General features: G+C 72.0%; 19 protein-coding genes. 14 read left to right on the top strand and 5 right to left on the bottom strand.

The features are described from left to right. Positions 1-12: 12 nt before the first annotated feature. The 5 genes from ACIA5C_RS11440 to ACIA5C_RS11460 form a co-directional block, all read right to left on the bottom strand. Positions 13-1,959 carry a protease pro-enzyme activation domain-containing protein gene (locus tag ACIA5C_RS11440; RefSeq protein WP_396053317.1) on the bottom strand — a complete coding sequence of 649 codons (1,947 nt, stop codon included), beginning with the start codon at positions 1,957-1,959 and terminating at the stop codon, positions 13-15. Positions 1,960-2,071: 112 nt separating this feature from the next. Then, positions 2,072-2,929, bottom strand: coding sequence for a fumarylacetoacetate hydrolase family protein (locus ACIA5C_RS11445; protein ID WP_396053319.1), 858 nt, complete (start codon positions 2,927-2,929; stop codon positions 2,072-2,074). After that, complete coding sequence (locus ACIA5C_RS11450) at positions 2,929-3,813, bottom strand: fumarylacetoacetate hydrolase family protein (RefSeq protein ID WP_396053321.1); 885 nt, start codon at positions 3,811-3,813, stop codon at positions 2,929-2,931. Before ACIA5C_RS11450 ends, ACIA5C_RS11445 begins: the two co-directional genes overlap by 1 nt. 75 nt (positions 3,814-3,888) lie before the next feature. Beyond that, entirely contained in the window at positions 3,889-4,509 is a 621-nt protein-coding gene (locus ACIA5C_RS11455) for a carboxymuconolactone decarboxylase family protein (RefSeq protein ID WP_396053323.1), read from the bottom strand. Then, complete coding sequence (locus ACIA5C_RS11460) at positions 4,506-5,351, bottom strand: IclR family transcriptional regulator (RefSeq protein WP_396053326.1); 846 nt, start codon at positions 5,349-5,351, stop codon at positions 4,506-4,508. Before ACIA5C_RS11460 ends, ACIA5C_RS11455 begins: the two co-directional genes overlap by 4 nt. Before the next feature lie 102 nt (positions 5,352-5,453). Here ACIA5C_RS11460 and ACIA5C_RS11465 point away from each other — a divergent pair, with 102 nt between their 5' ends. From ACIA5C_RS11465 to ACIA5C_RS11530, 14 genes are all read left to right on the top strand, one after another. Next, on the top strand, positions 5,454-6,248 hold the full coding sequence (locus tag ACIA5C_RS11465; protein ID WP_396053328.1) for an SDR family NAD(P)-dependent oxidoreductase: 795 nt from the start codon (positions 5,454-5,456) through the stop codon (positions 6,246-6,248). A 41-nt stretch (positions 6,249-6,289) separates the two neighbouring features. Beyond that, complete coding sequence (locus ACIA5C_RS11470; protein WP_396053330.1) at positions 6,290-7,084, top strand: SDR family NAD(P)-dependent oxidoreductase; 795 nt, start codon at positions 6,290-6,292, stop codon at positions 7,082-7,084. Further along, positions 7,084-8,049: a heme-binding protein gene (locus tag ACIA5C_RS11475; protein WP_396053332.1), complete on the top strand. Its 966-nt coding sequence runs from the start codon at positions 7,084-7,086 to the stop codon at positions 8,047-8,049. Before ACIA5C_RS11470 ends, ACIA5C_RS11475 begins: the two co-directional genes overlap by 1 nt. Continuing rightward, on the top strand, positions 8,046-8,183 hold the full coding sequence (locus ACIA5C_RS11480; RefSeq protein WP_396053334.1) for a hypothetical protein: 138 nt from the start codon (positions 8,046-8,048) through the stop codon (positions 8,181-8,183). The genes ACIA5C_RS11475 and ACIA5C_RS11480 overlap by 4 nt, the downstream gene beginning before the upstream one ends. Then, positions 8,180-9,100: a ketopantoate reductase family protein gene (locus ACIA5C_RS11485; protein ID WP_396053336.1), complete on the top strand. Its 921-nt coding sequence runs from the start codon at positions 8,180-8,182 to the stop codon at positions 9,098-9,100. The genes ACIA5C_RS11480 and ACIA5C_RS11485 overlap by 4 nt, the downstream gene beginning before the upstream one ends. Before the next feature lie 87 nt (positions 9,101-9,187). Next, the gene (locus ACIA5C_RS11490) at positions 9,188-10,156 is read left to right on the top strand and encodes a sugar ABC transporter substrate-binding protein (RefSeq protein ID WP_396053338.1); all 969 of its coding nucleotides are present in this window, start codon (positions 9,188-9,190) and stop codon (positions 10,154-10,156) included. A 2-nt stretch (positions 10,157-10,158) separates the two neighbouring features. After that, the gene (locus tag ACIA5C_RS11495; RefSeq protein WP_396053340.1) at positions 10,159-11,193 is read left to right on the top strand and encodes an ABC transporter permease; all 1,035 of its coding nucleotides are present in this window, start codon (positions 10,159-10,161) and stop codon (positions 11,191-11,193) included. A 2-nt stretch (positions 11,194-11,195) separates the two neighbouring features. Beyond that, positions 11,196-11,975, top strand: coding sequence for an ATP-binding cassette domain-containing protein (locus tag ACIA5C_RS11500; protein WP_396053342.1), 780 nt, complete (start codon positions 11,196-11,198; stop codon positions 11,973-11,975). Further along, positions 11,972-13,162, top strand: a complete 1,191-nt coding sequence (locus ACIA5C_RS11505) for a glycoside hydrolase family 1 protein (RefSeq protein ID WP_396053344.1) — start codon at positions 11,972-11,974, stop codon at positions 13,160-13,162. The genes ACIA5C_RS11500 and ACIA5C_RS11505 overlap by 4 nt, the downstream gene beginning before the upstream one ends. Positions 13,163-13,164: 2 nt before the next feature. Then, the gene (locus tag ACIA5C_RS11510; RefSeq protein WP_396053346.1) at positions 13,165-13,683 is read left to right on the top strand and encodes a VOC family protein; all 519 of its coding nucleotides are present in this window, start codon (positions 13,165-13,167) and stop codon (positions 13,681-13,683) included. Positions 13,684-13,706: 23 nt separating this feature from the next. After that, positions 13,707-14,921: an FAD-dependent oxidoreductase gene (locus ACIA5C_RS11515; RefSeq protein WP_396053348.1), complete on the top strand. Its 1,215-nt coding sequence runs from the start codon at positions 13,707-13,709 to the stop codon at positions 14,919-14,921. Beyond that, positions 14,918-16,243 carry an FAD-binding oxidoreductase gene (locus ACIA5C_RS11520; RefSeq protein ID WP_396053350.1) on the top strand — a complete coding sequence of 442 codons (1,326 nt, stop codon included), beginning with the start codon at positions 14,918-14,920 and terminating at the stop codon, positions 16,241-16,243. The genes ACIA5C_RS11515 and ACIA5C_RS11520 overlap by 4 nt, the downstream gene beginning before the upstream one ends. Further along, the gene (locus tag ACIA5C_RS11525) at positions 16,236-16,430 is read left to right on the top strand and encodes a VOC family protein (protein WP_396053352.1); all 195 of its coding nucleotides are present in this window, start codon (positions 16,236-16,238) and stop codon (positions 16,428-16,430) included. The genes ACIA5C_RS11520 and ACIA5C_RS11525 overlap by 8 nt, the downstream gene beginning before the upstream one ends. Continuing rightward, positions 16,427-17,281, top strand: a complete 855-nt coding sequence (locus tag ACIA5C_RS11530; protein WP_396053354.1) for a flavodoxin family protein — start codon at positions 16,427-16,429, stop codon at positions 17,279-17,281. Before ACIA5C_RS11525 ends, ACIA5C_RS11530 begins: the two co-directional genes overlap by 4 nt. The last annotated feature ends 132 nt before the right edge of the window (positions 17,282-17,413 follow it).

Here is a 17,413-nt window from a genome sequence, read left to right on the forward strand (position 1 = left end):
GGCCCGGTCCGATCAGCGGAAGGCGGTCACGAAGGAGCCGGACGGCGTACCGAGGCCGGTCACGTCGTCGAAGCCCGGGGTCACAGTCAGATTGAGGTCGAGTCCGTACGAGGTCAGGCACGGCTCCTTGTCGGCCTCGCCCTGGCAGTACCTCGAGCCGGCCGTGATCGGTGGGCCGGCCGGGTCGACCGGGCGGATGTCGTGCAGGGCCGGGGTGCCCGCCAGTTTGTAGAGCGCCGGATTCACGAAGCCCAGAGCGTGCCCGCTCGCCTGCCCGGCATCGGCGAAGAGCGCCGCCAGCAGCGGCGACGACCCGCTCGTGCCGCCGCCCATCGGCTGCTCCGAGTAGACCGGCGGCCCCGGGTCGGGCCCGCCGTCGGCCGGACCGGGATCGCCCGGATCGACCGGCGCCACCTCACTCGGCGCGGTGAAGCCGACCAGCCAGAGGGTTCCGGCGTCGGCCGAGACGTCCGGGACGACGCGGCGCGGGCCCGATACCACGGCCCGCTGATAGGCCGGCCGGGCGATCTTCTGGCTGACACCGCCGCCCGAGCCCATCAGAAACGTGCCGGGCGGCGTCGAGCCCAGCGGGGTGACCGTGTCGCCCCAGCCCCACTCGGCCTTCCGCTTTCCGTCGGCGCCGATGGCCAGGCTGGTGCCGCCGACGCCGGTCGCCCAGGCGTCCGAGGTCGGGAACGGCACCTTCGCCTCGCCGGTGCTGTCGTCGCTGCCGTCGCCGTAGTCGCCGGAGGAGAAGTTCATGCCGATGCCCTCGATCGCGCCCTGCTGCAGCACGATCTCCCAGGCCGCGATCAGCGCGGGCGAGCTGTCGCCCTCGATGCCCGGCCATGAGTCGGACACCACGTCGGCGAGGTGGGAGTCGACGACGCGGGTGTGCGCGTCGAGGAAGTCGTACGGGCCGTAGTTGCATCCGGCGCTCACGAAGACCACCTTCGCGTCCGGCGCGATGATGTGTACGGTCTCGACGTCGAGGGCCTCTTCCGGGTTGTCGCCGTCGGGCCAGTCGGTGCAGTCGAAGTCGGGCGGCAGGTTCTCCGTGTACTGGCCCGGCTTGAAGCCGGCCATCTTGTGGTCGGCGAAGAACCGGTTGGCGTCGGCCAGCATGGTCGGAGAGCGCGCGTCGAGCACGATCGCGACGGTCGAACCCTGGCCGGTGTAGGGGCTGCCGGTCACGCCGTAGGCCGACTGCATCTGCTGCGGCGTGTAACCGCAGGTGTCGGTCGGCGCCGACGTGTGCCCGTAGGCCGCCGGTATCGTCACCCGATGCTCACCCCAGTAGTGGGAGCAGGGAAAGGACGCGGCCGAGGCGGCACGCACGGCCGAGGGGCGACGCACGGCCTTCTTTGCTTGCGGCCCGGGCACGTACGCGGCGAGCCCGTCGACCGAAAGCACGGCCTGCCCGAGGGAGGCCGGCACCGACACGTCCCCGACCGGCGCAACCTGATACCACGGGAACTTGTCGTCGCCCTGCCGGTACGTCTGGAACGACGTGCCGAATGCCGCGGCCGCCTGGCCCACGGTCGCGTCGACGGCCAGGTAGTGGCCGGTGCCGCCGGTGACCGTCATGCCCTGCCCGGTCAGCCAGGTGCGGACCGCAGAGATCTGGGCGTCCGTCGCCCCGTAGCGCTGCCGATACTCCTCGGGCGTCAGATAGTGGGCGTACGCCGCGTTCTCCGGATCCGAGACCGCCTGCGCGGTGCGTACCCGGCCGGCCGCGTCCCGCCCGCCCAGGAACACCCGGAACTGAAGTTGGGCGCTCAGGTCGGTCGGCACGACGTCGCCGGTGATCGGCCCGGCGAGCGGCGACGGCAGCGTCACGCGCCCGGTGGGCGCCGGCGAGGCGTACGCCGTCCCGGCCCCTCCCGCCAGCGCGGCCACCGCAACGCCCACGACCACGCCGCGCCACGACCACCGCAGCATCGGTTCATGAGATGTCATGCCCCTAACGACGCAGTGGACGATCGATCTGTGGCGTCGGTGCCGATCGACCATGGCCGGGCCGTGACGTTGCCGGCGCGTACGCCCCGGCGTCGCACCCGGCAGAAGGTCTTCACCCGTCGTGGGCCGCGAAGGTCTGGCGCAGCTCGCCCACACCGTCGAGGCGGCTGATCAGGGTTTCGCCCGGCCGTAGGAAGCGCGGCGGGGTGCGCCGGTTGCCGACGCCCGCCGGCGTGCCGGTGAAGATCAGGTCGCCCGGCAGCAGCGGGCAGATCGCCGAGATCCGCGCCACCAGGTCGTCGATCGGGAAGATCATCTCTGCGGTGCGTCCGGACTGCAGCGTCTCGCGCGTGCCGCCGCTCAGCAGCGTCGACTCGAAGCCGATGTCGTCGCGGTCCGGGAAGGCGTCGGGGGTGACCGCTACCGGCCCGGTCGGGCCGAAGCCGGGGAACGACTTACCGAGCGAGAACTGCGCCGGCTTTCCCTGGGACTGGGTCAGTCGCTCGGACAGGTCCTGTCCGCAGGTCAGGCCCGCGACCGCGGCCCACGCCGAGGACCGCGGGATGCGGTGACCGCCGGCGCCGATCACCGCCACCACCTCGATCTCCCAGTCCACGTTGCCGGGTGGCAGGGCGACCGTGGTGACCGGGCCGGTGATGCAGCTCGGGAACTTGGTGAAGACCAGTGGCGCGTCCGGTGCGGTGAATCCCGCCTCGGCCGCGTGCGGGCGATAGTTCAGCGCCACCGCGAAGACCTGACGCGGGTCGGGCACCGGCGGTCCGAGTTGGGCGCCGGTGACCGGGACCGCGCCGGCCAGGTCGGCGGTCGCTGCCCAGGCCCGCACCTCGTCCCAGCGGGCGAGCGCGGCGCGGACGTCGGACGGCAGCACCCCGCCGGAGGCCGTTGCCACGTCGAGCGCGCGGTCGCCGGACACCAGGACCAGGCGGCCGTCGAGCGTGCCGAACCGCATCAGCCGGCCGTCTCCGAGTACAGGTCCGTCGTGTAGGGCGGGGTGTCGTGGGCCGCGCTCCACGGCACCACCCGGTTGCGCAGCACCCCGATGCCCTCGATCTCGGCCTCGATCTCGTCGCCCGGCCGCAGGTAGAAGTCGAACGGGTCGGGCTGCACCGCGGCGACCCCGGAGATGGTGCCGGTCGTGATGATGTCGCCGGCGCTGTAACCCTGCGCCGAGTGGTGCGCGACCAGGTGCGGGATCGAGATGACCATCTGGGAAGTGTTGCCCTGCTGGCGCACCTGACCGTTGACCCGGAGCTGCATCGCCAGCTTCTGCGGATCGGGAACCTCGTCCTTGGTGACGATCCACGGCCCGATCGGGCAGAACGTGTCGATGCCCTTGGAGAACGAGAAGACCCCGGACTTCATCTCCCGCCGCTGGATGTCCCGGGCGGTGATGTCGTTGAAGACCAGATAGCCGGCGATGTAGTCCTCGGCCTCGTCCGGCGAGAAGAACTTCCCGCTGCGGCCGATCACGATCCCGAGTTCCAGCTCGTAGTCGAGCTCCCTGGTCAGCCCCTCGGGATAGACGATCGCGTCGTCCGGCCCGATGATCGCATCGACGTTCTGAAAGAACACGATCCCTTTGTGTACCGGGTGGGACCAGTTCACCGCCTGCAACTCGGTGTGGTGCTCGGTGAAGTTGCCGGCGGTGTGGAAGAACTTCTTCGGCACGATCGGCGCGCGCAACCGGACCGCGGAACGTTCGAGCCGCTGGCCGGTCTCGTCGACGTGGCCGCCCCGCTCGAAGAACTCTCGCGTCGATCCGCAGCCCAGCTCCACCACCGTGTCGCCGTCCAGGCGGCCGACCCGGCCGTCGTCGAACGTGATCAGCTTCATCGCCATCACCGTAACTCTCGAAGTGTGAAAGTCGATTGCGTCAAACGGAAGCGTGCCGCGCTCGCCCGCGCGGTGTCAAGAAACCCGGAAGACCCGCAGCTGCATGGCCAGGGCCTGGTAGTACCCCACGATCGTCAGCAGCTCGAACACCCCGGCCGGTCCGACCGCGCCGACCGCCCGCCGGTATTCCTCGTCATCGAGGTCACCGCGGACGCACAGCGCGGACACGGTCGCCGCGACCAGCCGGTCGTCGTCGGCGAAAACATCGAATCGGCTCGTACGCAAGGCATCCAGCTCATGGTCGGTCAGCCCGGCGTGCCGCCCGATCGGCTCGTGCGAGCGCCACTCGAAGGCGGCGTCCGATGCCGTGGCGGTCACCAGGATCGCGATCTCGCGGGCCCGGTCGCTCAGCGCCGTCTCGTAGCGCACCGCCGCCCCGAGCGCCTGCCACGCGAACCCGAGCCTGGGCTGCAGGAGGAACGCGTTGAACGGCCCTTCGAGCCCCCCGCCGGCGTCGACCAGCGGGAACAACTGCGGCCCCTGAGCCCGGCGGCCGCCGGCGATCGCGTCATAGACGGCGCGCTGGTCGTCGTCGAGCCGGGCGGGGAAGAGCTTGCCGAGCCGGTGCTCCGGAGGGCCGCCGCCCGGCGCCGACGGGTGCAGCTCTGCGGGGTCTGGCTCGGTGCCGCCGGTCATGCGCCCGCGCTCCCGGCCGCGGCCAGCTGGGAGATCTCGGCGCAGGTCGCCAGCAGCACCGGCTTGAGCTCGCGCACGATGCGCTGGGTCGACCAGTCGCGGGCCTGCACCGCGAGGTTGACCCCGGCGACGACCCGTCCGCCGGCGCCGGTGATCGGCCCGGCCACCGAACGCAGCCCGTGGGCCAGTTCCTCGTCCTGCATCGCCCAGCCCTGGTCGCGGATCTGGGCGAGCTCCTGCCTCAGCTCGTCCAGCGAGACCTTCGCGTTGGGGCCGTGCTGGCCGGGGAACGAGGCGTCGGTGATGCGCTCGCGCAGGTCGGTCTCGTCGAGCCCGGCCAGCATCAGTTTGCCGATCGAGGTGTGCACCGCCGGCAGCGTCGAGCCGACCTGGATGTTGGCCGTGACCAGGTCGGAATTGCGCAAGCGGACCAGGTAGAGCACCCGGTCGCCGGTGAGCACCGCCAGGTTGACCGTCTCGCCGGTGGTCTCGCCGAGCCGCTGCAGCTTGGGCGTGGCCAGCGCGACCAGGTCGAGGCTGCGCAGGGCGGCCCCGCCGAGCGTCAGCGTGCGCACGCCGGGCCGGTAGTCGCCGCCCGGCAGGTGATCGAGGTAGCCCTCGGCGGTCAGTGTCATCACCACGCGGTAGACCGTGGGCATCGGCAGCCCGGACGCGGCGGCCAGGTCGCTCACCCGCCAGGTGGGCCGCTGCTCGTCGAAGAGGCTCAGCAGCCGCAGCCCCTTGGCGAGCGCCTCGACCCGGTATTCCGGCTTCTCGCCGCCCGTGTTCGGGCTCGTGTCCCGAGCGGCGACGGGGGTGGGATTTCGCCGGCTGGCGGCCATGGATCACCTTCTCGAAAGCGGATTTCATCGACCGCGCCCAGCTTAGGGCGTCGCAGCTGCCCGCCTGGACAGTGCCCGGCGGCTGGTTTAGCTTATCGGATAGTGACTTTCACAGAACGAGAACACAAGCGTGAGGTGCTTATGGACTGGTTGTCGCTCTCCGACCGGCCGGCACTCGTCGCCGGCGCCGGCGGTCTGGGAGCCGCCAGCGCGGTGGCCCTCGCCGCCCAGGGCGCATCCGTCGTCCTCGTCGACGTGGACGAGGAGCGGCTCGCGTCGGTGGCCCGCACGGCGAAGGAAGCCGGCGGCGGCGTACGTACGATCGCGGCCGACCTGCGCTCGCCGGACCGGTGCCGGGAGGTGGCGGCCGAGGCGGCCGGGCTGGTCGGCGTGCCGCAGATCTTCGTGCACGCGGTCGGGCGGAACGTCCGGCGGCCGGTGCTCGAGCTGGGCGACACGGACTGGGCCGGGATCGTCGAGCTGAACCTGTCCACGGCGTACTGGCTGGGCCAGGCGGTGGGCCGCCAGATGGTCGGCGCCGGCTACGGCCGGATGACCTTCGTCTCCTCGGTCTCGGGCCTGCTCGCGCACGCCGATCACGCGCCGTACGCCGCCACCAAGGGTGGTCTCAACCAGCTCATCCGGGTGATGGCCCGGGAGTGGGCGACGCGCGGCGTGACCGTCAACGCGGTGGCGCCCGGCTACATCGAGACCGACCTGACCCGGGACCACCTGGACCGGGACGGCAACCGGGAGGCCCTGGAAAGCCTGGTGCCGGCCCGCCGCCTGGGCGTGCCCGAGGAGGTCGCCGACGCGATCACGTTCCTCTCCTCGGACCGGGCGCGCTTCATCACCGGGCAGGTCCTCTATGTCGACGGCGGCCGGGTCCTGGTCTGAGAGAGTAAAACCGACAAATCCCCTGAATCGGAGGACCATCCGTGCCACTCACCCCTCTCCCCATTCCCCGCCGTTTCCAAGGCCGGTCCGTCGTCGTCACCGGTGCGGGCACCGGATTCGGGGCGGAGATCGCGGTCCGCGCCGCCCAGGAGGGCGCCCGTGCGGTCGGCGTGCACTACCGGTCCTCCAAGGCCGGTGCCGAGGCCACCGCGGAACGGGTTCGCGAGGCCGGCGCCGAACCGGTCCTGCTGACCGCCGACATCGTCGAATGGGCGCAGGTGGCGGCGTTGGCCGAGGACGCGTTCACCCGGCTCGGCGGCGTCGACGTGCTGGTGAACAACGTCGGCGACGTGGCACGCACGCAGATGTCCTGGCGGGACATCACCGAGGAGTCGATCGACCACGTCCTGGCGGTCGACATCAAGGGCACGATGGCCTGCATCCACGAGTTCGGTCGCCGGATGCTCGACCAGGGGCACGGCGCGATCGTCAACATCGGTTCGACCGTGATCGTGCGGGGGAGCGCCCGGGCCCCGCAGTACGCCGCCGCGAAGTACGGCCTGCTCGGCGCCACCAAGTCGTACGCGCACGCGTTCGCGCCGACGGTCCGGGTCAACGTGTTCGCGCCCGGCTTCATCGAAACCGAGGCCACGCTGGGCCGCGCGGACTGGAAGTCGGGCCGCGGCGACCAGCTGCGCGAACTCACCCCGATGGGCCGCATCCCGGTCCCGGCCGAGCTGGCCGGCACCGCGCTGTTCCTGGCCACCGACGACGCGAGCCACATGACCGGCGGCTACCTGGTGGCCGACGGCGGCTACAACATGGTCGGCGCCTGATGCCCGGCCACCCCCGGGACCTTCCGCTCGCCGAGGCGCGCGAGCTGGTGCAGCGGGCCGTCGACAAGGCCGAGCAGCTCGGGCTGCGCGGTGGCGTGGCGGTGGTGGGCGCGAGCGGTGCGCTGATCACGGCGTCCCGGCTCGACCACGGCGGTCCCGGCGGGATGGCGCGGGCCCGGTCCAAGGCCTGGATCGCCGCCACCCAGCAGATCACCAGCACCGAGCATCTGCACCGGATGACGACGTTGCCGGCGCCCATCTCGGCCGGCTTCGTGGGGGTGAGCCCGGAGGCGGTGTTCCCGGGCGCGGGCGGGATCCCGGTGCGGGACAAGGACGGTGTGGTGGTGGCGGGGGTGGCCGCCTCCGGGGCGACGGTCAGCCCGTTCCTGCCCGAGGGGGTGGCGCCCGAGGTGGTCAGTGCGGCCGGTGAGCCGGCGAACCCGGAGGACCTGCTGATCGCGTACGCGCTGGACATCCCGTACGCGGGCCAGCACGGCGACGACGCGGCCCGCTGGAAGCAGCGCTTCGGCGATCTGATGGTGCCGCCGGAAAACAGCCTCGGCATGCGCCCCGCCCCGCCCGCCGCCGCACAGCACGAGCTGGCCTGGGCGAAGGACCTGTGCGACCGCGTGCTGGCCGGGGCGCGCAGCCGGGGTCTCCTGGTGAGCGTGGCGGTGGTGGACCGCGGCGGCGACCCGATCCAGCTGGACCGCATGGAGGACGCCCCGGCCGGCGGCGTCGACATCGCTCTCGGTGTGGCCGCAGCCGCCGCGCGCTTCGGCGTCCCCAGTGAGCGGGTGGCTCAGTGGTACGGCAACGTCGTCACCGACCTGAACCCGGTAAAGGTGCTCGGCATCCCGGGCGGCCGGCCGCTGCACGACGAGAGCCGGCTCGTCGCCGGGCTCGGGGTAGGCGGCGCCGATCCGGCCGAATGTGCGGCCCTCGCCGAGACGGTGTTCCCGTGAGCGGCCGCGGCGTGGCGGCCTTCGCCCGGGCGGCGAGTCCCGTGAGCGGCCGCGGCGTGGCGGCCTTCGCCCGCGCGGCGAGTCCCGTGAGCAGCCGCGGCGTGGCGGCCGTCGCCCAGGCGGTGGGCCGGTGAGCGGCACCCGGATCGCAGTGCTCGGGTGCGGCGCGATCGGCAGTCTCTACGCCGCTCATCTGGCCCGCGTGCCCGGGGTCGAGGTCTGGGCGGTCGACCCCTGGCGCGAGCACGTCGAGGCCATCGAGTCGGGCGGCCTGACCGTCACCGGGCAGGCCGCGTTCACCGCGCCTGTGCACGCCCGGACCAGCACCGCCGGCCTGCCCCGGTGTCACCTGGGCATTGTCGCCACGAAGTCGCTGCACACGCGGGAGGCGGTCGTGGCCGCGAAAACCGTTCTCGCCGACGCGGCCGTGGTCAGCGTGCAGAACGGCGTCGGCAACGAGGAGCTGATCGCCGGTTTCGTGCCGCGGGTCATGCGGGGCACCATCGTCACGGCGGGCGCCGTCACGGCTCCCGGCACCGTCCGGTACGACGCTCCGGGTGACTCGTGGCTCGGACCGTTCGAGCCGAAACCGGCGTCCGCCGATGAGATCGAGCTGCTCGCCGGGCTGCTCAACGCGGGCGGCCTGAAAACCCACGCGGTAGCGGACGCCCGCGGTCCGCAATGGACGAAAGTGGTCTTCAACGCGGCGACCAGCCCGCTTGCCGCACTCACCGGGCTGACCGTCGGGCAGGTCTGCACCGATCCGGCGCTCCGGGCGCAGGTGGGGATCCTGATCGACGAGGCCCGGGCGGTCTGCGCGGCGGCCGGCATCGTGCTGACCCGCGACCCGGCCGAGGCGGTCGAGGAGGCGATCCGGGAAGCGTTCCGGCACAGGCCGTCGATGCTGCAGGACGTGCTGGCCCGGCGCCCGACCGAGGTCGACGTGCTGAACGGCGGGATCGCCGCCGAGGGCCGCCGGGTCGGCGTGGCGACGCCCGCGCATGACGCGATGGTCGCGCTGGTCCACGGGCTCGAGAGCTCCTGGAATTAGTCATGGACATCCTTCCGGGTGTCGTTTACGTTTCTCGCATGCAAGACAGAAAGTAGTTTTCGCTAGGTGAAAGTCGGGAGTCCGGCCGTGAGAATTCACCACCTGCGCCCAGCGGGCGCCATAGTCACTCTGCTGTTGCTGGCGTCCTGCAGCCACGCCTCGGATGCCGCCGGCTCGTCGGCCGGCAAACCGGCCGCGCTGCCCAAGACCCTGGTCTTCTCGCCGCTGTCGCTCGCCCCGCCCGCCCTCAAGGGCCTCTCCGAGGGTGTGAAGGGCTACGCGGGCGGCAAGGGCTGGGAGGTCATCGTCCAGGATCCCAACTTCGACTCGAGCACACAGACCCAGCAGCTCACCGAGGTGCTCAGCTCCGGCCGGGCCGGAGCCGGCTGGATCATCGCGGTGGCGCCGCCGGCCATCCTGCCGATCATCAGGACGGCCCAGTCGAAGGGCATCCCGCTGCTGGTCAACGGCCGCCCCGACGAGTACGGATTCGCCGGCCCCCAGCCCGGCATCACCTTCGACTACGTCGACTACGCGGCCGGCGGCAAGGCCCTCGGCGAGCAACTCGGCAACTGCGTCAACCAGAAGATGGGCGGCAAGGCCGAGGTGCTTGCCGCGCAGAGCTCCGCAGGGCAGGCCGGCAAGAAGGAGTTCGAACAGGCCGCCGCGGCCGCGCTCAAGGCCACCGCGCCGGGCGCCACGATCGTGCAGAGCGTGATCGCCAAGGACCGGGCCGGCGCGCAGACCGACATCGGCAACGTGTTGCAGGGCAAGCCCGGCCTGAGCGCGGTGATGGCCTCCAACGACGAGGGCGCGCTCGGCGCGATCGGCGCGTTCGCCGCCGCCGGCAAGACACCGCAGTGCGTGACCGACTTCGGCGGCAACGACGAGGTGCTGAAGAACGTCACCGGCGGCAAGATCTACGCCTCGATTGCGCTGCAGTTCCAGGCCGATATGACGCAGTCCTTCGACACGCTGGTGACGATGCAGGCCAATCCCAGGGCGAACGGTCAGGTGCTGATCGTTCCGCAGAAGGTCGTCACGGCCAAGGGATGACTGTGACGGCCGGAATCGTCAAAGCGTCCGCCGGGCCGGAGAGCGACCCGGCCGGCGTCCGCTGGCTCATCTTCGCCCGTGACCGCGGCATTCTCGTGCTGTGGGTGCTGCTGCTGGCCGGCTTCAGCGCGTGGGCCAGTCCATACTTCGCCAGCCTGGACAACGCGCTCCTGATCGCCAACGCGGCCGCGCTCACCGCCATCTTCGCGGCCGGCATCGCGGTCGGCGTCATTTGCGGCGCGCTCGACCTGTCGATCCCGGGCACGGCGGCGATGGCCGGCTGCGTCTGCGGATGGCTGATGACGCACGGGCTCCCGGTGTGGCTCGGCATTCTCGCCGGGCTCGCCGTGGGCATCGTGGTCGGGCTGGCGAACGGGTTGATCGCGCTGCGCGGCTTCAACCCGATCATCGTCACGATCGGATCGTTGTCGGTGCTGTCCGGGCTGGCCGCGGCGCTGGCGGGCGGATACACGATCCCCGGGCTGACCGGGCTGACGTTCCTCGGCACCGACCGCTTCGCCGGCGTCCCGGCGCCGGTCTGGGTGGTGGCCGCGCTGTTCCTGGCCGGCACCGCGTTCCTCACCCGCACCCGCGACGGCATCCGGCTGATGGCGGTCGGCGGCAACGCCGAGGCGGTGCGGCGGTCCGGCATCAACGCCGACCGCTACCGCGTGCTCGGGTTCGTGGTGAGCGGCTTCTGCGCGGCACTCGGCGGGCTGATCACGGCCGCGCTGGTCACCGAGGCCAACCCGGCCGCTAACCCGGGCATCATCTTCAACGCGCTCACCGCGGTGGCGCTCGCCGGGGTCTCGCTCAGCGGCGGCCGGGGATCGCTGCCGCGGGTGCTGGTCGGCGCCCTGATCCTCGGCACGATCTCGAACGGGCTGACCATCAAGGGCATCGAGCCGTACTGGGCGACCGCCGTGACCGGCGTGCTGCTGCTGGCCTCGCTCGGCCTGGAGAAGTGGGTGTCGAACACGGTCTCCCGACGGTTGGTCGCCACCGCCCAGGCCTCCGCCCACACTTCAACGAGGTGACCATGACCGATACCGGGCCCGCGCTGGAACTGCGTGGCATTGACATGCACTACGGCTATGTCCGCGCGCTGGACGGCATCGACATCGCGGTGGCGCCGGGCGAGGTCGTCGGGCTGCTGGGCGACAACGGGGCGGGCAAGTCGACGCTGCTCAAGGTGATGTCCGGGGTGCATCAACCGACCAGCGGCACGATCCTGGTGCACGGTGAGCCGACCGTGTTCAGCTCGCCGAGCCGGTCCACCGCGGCCGGGGTGCAGATGGTCTATCAGGACCTGGCCCTGGTCGACGCGCAGGACATCGCCACCAACCTCAACCTCGGCCGGGAGATCCTGCGCCGGGGCCCGCTCGGTTGGCTCGGCTTCGTCGACCACAAGGCGCAGCGCAGGCGCGCGGCCGAGGAACTCGACCGGCTGGGCGTGCGGACCGCCGCGGTGACCCGCCCGGTGGAGATGCTCTCCGGTGGCCAGCGGCAGGTGGTCGCCCTGGCCCGCGCCGCGACCCGGGTCACCGGCGACCGTAACGGCGTGCTGCTGCTCGACGAGCCGACCGCCGCGCTGGGCTACGAGCAGACCCGGCAGGTGGAGGCGCTGATCCGGCGGATGGCCGAGCACGGGGTGGCGTGCGTGCTGGTCACCCACAACCTGCCGCTGGCCGCCGCGGTGTGCGACCGGATCGTGGTGCTCAACCGCGGCCGCAAGGTCGCCGACGTGGCCGCCGCCGACACCGACAACGACCAACTGGTCGGCTGGATAACCGGGGCGCGGGGGTCGATGTTCGAATGACTTTTCTCTGGGGTGTCGCGACGTCGGGGTATCAGACCGAGGGCGGCAACACGACCAGCGACACGTGGTTCGCCGAGCACGTCACGCCGACGGTCTTCCGGGAGCCGTCCGGACCGGCCTGCGACGGTTACCGCCGCTGGCGCGAGGACCTCGACCTGGTCGCCGGGATGGGGCTGTCGGCCTACCGATTCTCGGTCGAGTGGTCACGGGTCGAGCCGGCCGAGGGTGAGTTCTCGGCCGAGGCGCTGGACCACTACGCGGCGATCGTCGACGGGTGCGTCGAACGGGGCCTGGCGCCGGTCGTGACGTACAACCACATGACCGCGCCGCACTGGTTCGCCCGGCGTGGCGGGTGGCTCGATTCCGGCTCGGCGGAGGCGTTCGCGCGCTATTGCGGCGTCCTGACCGACCACATCGGAGACTCGATCGCCTACGCGGTGACGCTCAACGAGCCGAACCTGCCGCGGCTGCTCGCCTGGGCCCCGATCCCGCGGAAGGTGCGCGACCTGGAACGCGCCACCCTGGAGGCGGCAAGCCGGGCGGCCGGCGTCGAGCGCTACCGGCTCGCCAACGTCGCGCTGCCGGAGGAGTTCGACGCGCTCGAGGACGGCATGGCCGCCGGGCACGTGGCCGGCCGGGCGGCGATCAAGGCACGCCGGCCCGACCTGCCGGTCGGGCTGAGCGTGGCGGTCGTCGACGATCAAGCGGTCGGCGATGCGACGACGGTCCGCGACCAGAAGCGAGATGCGGTGTACGGGCGCTGGCTGCAACTGGCGCGCGACGACGACTTCGTCGGGGTGCAGAACTACGAACGCGCCCGCTACGACGGCACCGGGTTGGTGGCGGGCCCGGACGTTCATCCGTCATCGCTGGGCAATGCGGTCCGCTACGTGCACGCCGAATCGGGCGTCCCGGTCTTCGTCACCGAGCACGGCATGGCGACCGACGACGACACCCGGCGCGCCGCGTTCCTGGCACCCTCGCTGGCCGGCCTGCGCGAGGCGATCGGCGACGGCGTGCCGGTCCTCGGCTATCTGCACTGGACGCTGCTCGACAACTTCGAATGGATCTTCGGGTACGGCCTGAAGCTCGGCCTGGTCGAGGTCGACCGGGAGACGTTCGCGCGGACGCCGAAACCGAGCGCGGCCGAGTTCGCCCGGATCGTGCGGGAAAGCCGGGGTGGCTGACCGTGCCGGGACCTCATCATTTCGGGTACTGGGTGCCGGACCTCGCGGCGGCCGTCGAGGAGAAGGTGCGAACCCTGGGCATCGGGCCGTTCCTGGTACACCGGCACGTCGCCTTCGACACCTTCCGGCTGGCCGACGGCACCGAGATCACCGACCCGGCCTTCTTCGACCACACCGCCGCCTTCGCCGCCTGGGGGCCGATCGTGCTCGAGCTGGGCCAGGTGCACTCGGTCGACGATCGCCTGGCCACGGCGTACGGAATCGGTTTTGACCGGATCGGTCATGTCTCGTGGGTGACCGACGATCTCGAGGCCGAGGGCGCGCGGCTGGAAGCCGCCGGCTGCCGGCCGATCCACCAGGTCCGCAGCGGTGACGTTCAGGTGGCCTGGTACGACGGCGGCCCGCTCTTCCCGCACCCGATCGAGCTGCATCGGGCCGGACCGCCGATCCTCGGCATGCACGCCCGGCTGGCCGCCGCCGCGCGCGGCTGGGACGGCCGTGACCTGATGCTGGACCTTTGACAACGGAAGTTAGGAGCGTCGACGTGACCCGACCGCTGCACGTGCTGATCGCCGGAGGTGGCCTGTCCGGCCTCGCGGTTGCCCAGGGCCTGGTCAAGAACGGGCACACCGTCGAGGTCTTCGAACGAGACCGCGACCTCAACCGGAAGCAGGGCTACTACCTGCACATGAACGCTTTCGGCGGCGAAGCCCTGCGTGCGCTCCTGCCGGACGACCTGTTCGCGCTCTACCAGGCCACGTCGCGCGTCACCTACGAACGGCGGGAGTCGGTCGTCCTGCACGACCATTTCGGTGAGCTCAGCTCGCAGCCGCACCTCGGGCCGCCGAACGAGGGCGAGATCCCGCACACCGGCGTGCACCGCCGGACGCTGCGCCAGATCCTCAGCGCCCGCCTGGGCGACGCGCTGCAGGTCGGCGCCGCGGTGACCGGATATACCGAGGACGCCGACGGGGTGACGGCCACGCTCGCGGACGGCCGCACCGCCCGCGGCGACGTGCTGGTGGGCGCCGACGGCATCCGTTCCGCGGTCCGGGCCCGGAAACTGCCGGACGTGCCGATCATCCCGACCGGCGTCCAGGGCATCGGCGTCTACGGCCGGGTGCCACTCACGCCCGAGCTTCGCGAGATCGTGCCGCCGAGCCTGATGGACGGCGTCGTGATCGCCGTCGACCGGGCCGGCAGCCGGATGCTGGTCGGTGTCTTCGACCCGAGGCAGCCGGTGCACGAGGCGGCGAAGGCGATCGCGCCGGACGTCACGCTCGACCCGGTCGGGCCCTACATGATGGTGTCCTGCAGTGTCGCCCCGGGCACCGAGGTGCCGCCGTCGGCCCAGTGGACCGCCGAGACCCCGGCGTTGCTGCGCGACTCGATGCGGCGAGCCGTGTCCGCCTGGCATCCGGCCGCCGCCGAGATCGTCGGCCGGATGGACCTCGACTCGATCTTCATGATCCCGTTCGGCTTCATCATGCCGGCCGAGACCTGGGAGCCGTCCCGGGTCACGCTGGTCGGCGACGCCGCGCACGCGATGCTGCCGACCCTCGGCATGGGCGCCAACCTGGCCCTGCGCGACGCCGCGAAGCTGGTCGAGCAGCTCGTCCAGGGAACCGATCCGGTCGGCGCGATCGGCGAGTACGAGCGGGACATGCGCGCGGTGGCTTACCCGTTCCATGCGATGACGCTCGACCACGACAAGAACTTCGGAGGCGGCGCGCTCGCCACCACGAGCGACGCCGGATGATCCGCCGCGGCGATCCCGGGTACGAGCAGGCCCGGGTCGGCCGGATCTTCAACGCCCGGCGCCCGGACCGCTACCCGGCCGCGATCCTGCTCGCGGACGACGCCGGCGACGTGGCGGCCGGCGTGCGCCTGGCCCGCGCCGAGAACCTGACCGTCAGCGTCCGGTCGGGCGGCCACTCCTGGGCGGCGTGGAGCCTGCGCGACGACGCGCTGCTCATCGACCTCGGCGGCCTGAACGGGCTCGACTACGACGAGGCGACCGGCGTCGTGGTGGCCGGCCCGGCGGTGCGTGGCGGCCTCGACCTGTCCCCGTTCCTCGCCGAGCGGGGGCGGGCGTTCCCGGGCGGCCACTGTCCGTCGGTCGGTCTCGGCGGCTACCTGCTGCAGGGCGGGCAGGGCTGGAACGGGCGCCGGACGGGCTGGGCCTGCGAGAGCGTGGTGGCGGTGGACGTGGTCACCGCCGACGGCTCGCTCCTGCGCGCCGATGCCACCCGGCACAGCGACCTCTTCTGGGCCGCCCGCGGCGCCGGCCCCGGCTTCCCCGGCATCGTCACCGCCTTCCACCTCCGGACGTACGAGGCCGCGGCCGTCATGTGGCACGACACCCGGACGTTCCACCCCGACGAGGGCCCGGCCCTGCTGGCCTGGCTGCACGATCTGCTGCCGACGCTGGACCGGCGGATCGAGCCGGTCCTCGCGGCGACCCGGCTGCCCGGCGAGCTCACGCTGCTGCTGCACACCACGGCGATGGCCGGCTCCGACGACGAGGCGGCCGCGCTGCTGGGGGTGTTCGCCGAGGGGCCGCTGGCCGGTCGGGAACTCAGCCGGGTCACCGGGCCGACCTCACTGGCCGAGGAGTGCGCGGCGCAGGACGCGCAGAGCCCTCCGGGCCATCGATATGCCGTCGACTGCACGTGGACCGATGCGCCGGCCAACGTCCTGGCGCCGCTGCTCGGCCGCCTGTGGAGCGAGCTCGACACCGAGCACTCGTTCTCGATCTGGTACGGATGGGCCCCCGAGCGGGAATTGCCGGACATGGCGTTCTCGGTGCAGGGCAACGTCTACATTGCCACCTACGCGATCTACACCGACCCGGCCGACGACGACCGATACCGCTCGTGGGTGCACCGGCGGACCGCGGACATCGCGCGGCACGGCACCGGGGTCTACCTCGGGGACACCGACTTCACCAGCCGGCAGGACCGGTTCCTGTCCGGCGAGAACTACCGGCGGCTGGAGGAGATCCGGGCGCGGCGGGACCCGTACGGGATCTTCGCGTCCTATCTGACCGCCGACCCGGACCGGCTGAACGTCCATGGCTGAGCCGCGCCTCGGCCACGTGGCGTTCGACGTGGCCGACCTGGACGCGACGTTCGAGCACGTGGTCCGGCTCGGCGCCGGGCCGGTGATAACGCCGTGGCCGTCGCCGGAACCGGGCGTGCGGATGGCCTTCGTCGCCGGCCCCGAGGGCAACCTGGTCGAGATCCTGTCGCGAGGAGCGCAACCATGAAGGTTCTGGGGCTCGGCTGCGGCCGGCCCGGAGGCAGCGCCGAGATCTTGCTGACCGCGGCCCTGCGCGCGGCCGGCGACGCGCAGCTGGTCCGGCTCACCGACCTGACCACCGACGACCACCTGTGGTGGCTGTGGGAACGGCTGGTCGACTGCGACGGACTCATCGTGAGCACGCCGATCGTCAACCGCACCATCGCCGCCCGGCTCAAGAACGTGATCGACTTCCTGCTCGGGCCGAACGCCGACGCCGCGATCATCGAACACCTGGTTGCCGTACGCGGTGAAGGCATCGAGCCGGCCGTCCCGTTCCGGGTCGACGAGCGGGTGCTCAAGCCTCGGGTGGCCGGCCTCATCGCGGTCGGCGGCTCGCTGACTCCACAGTGGAAGACGCTGGCGCTCCCACTGTTGCACACCACCGCGTTCTCGATGCACATGGCGGTGGTCGATCAGGTCGTGTTCGGCGGCGCGGGCACCCCGCAGTCGATCGTGCTGGACGACGCGGCGATGCAGCGCGCGGCGCGCCTCGGCGGCAACGTGGCGTCCCAGCTCGGCCGGGCGTTCGACGACGTGCGTTACCTCGGCCCGCCGGGGCTGTGTCCGATGTGCCACCTCGACGTTGTCGAGCTGAACGGAGGCGCGGTCACCTGCGCGACGTGCGGGAGTGCGGGCGAGTGGGCGGACGGCTCGATCCGGTGGACCGACCTGACGTCGTCGGTCATCTCGATGGCCGAGAAGCGGGCGCACGCCCGGGAGATCCAGGAGACCGCGGCGGCGCACGCGCGGATGCGGGCCGAGATCGACGAGCGGGCCGCCCGCTTCGGGACGTTCGAGCACGTGGCGCGGCCGTGATCCGGTACGGGGGCATCCACACCGCCGCCTGCTGGTCGCCCATCGCGGCCCCGGCATCCACACCCTGCGGCGGCCCGGCCCAGCCGATTCCGCTGGGGCGAGTGGCTGGTTCCGGGGGAGGAGCCGGTCCTG

Origin of the sequence: Actinoplanes sp. NPDC051343, from assembly GCF_044455125.1 — a bacterium.
GTDB lineage: Bacteria > Actinomycetota > Actinomycetes > Mycobacteriales > Micromonosporaceae > Actinoplanes.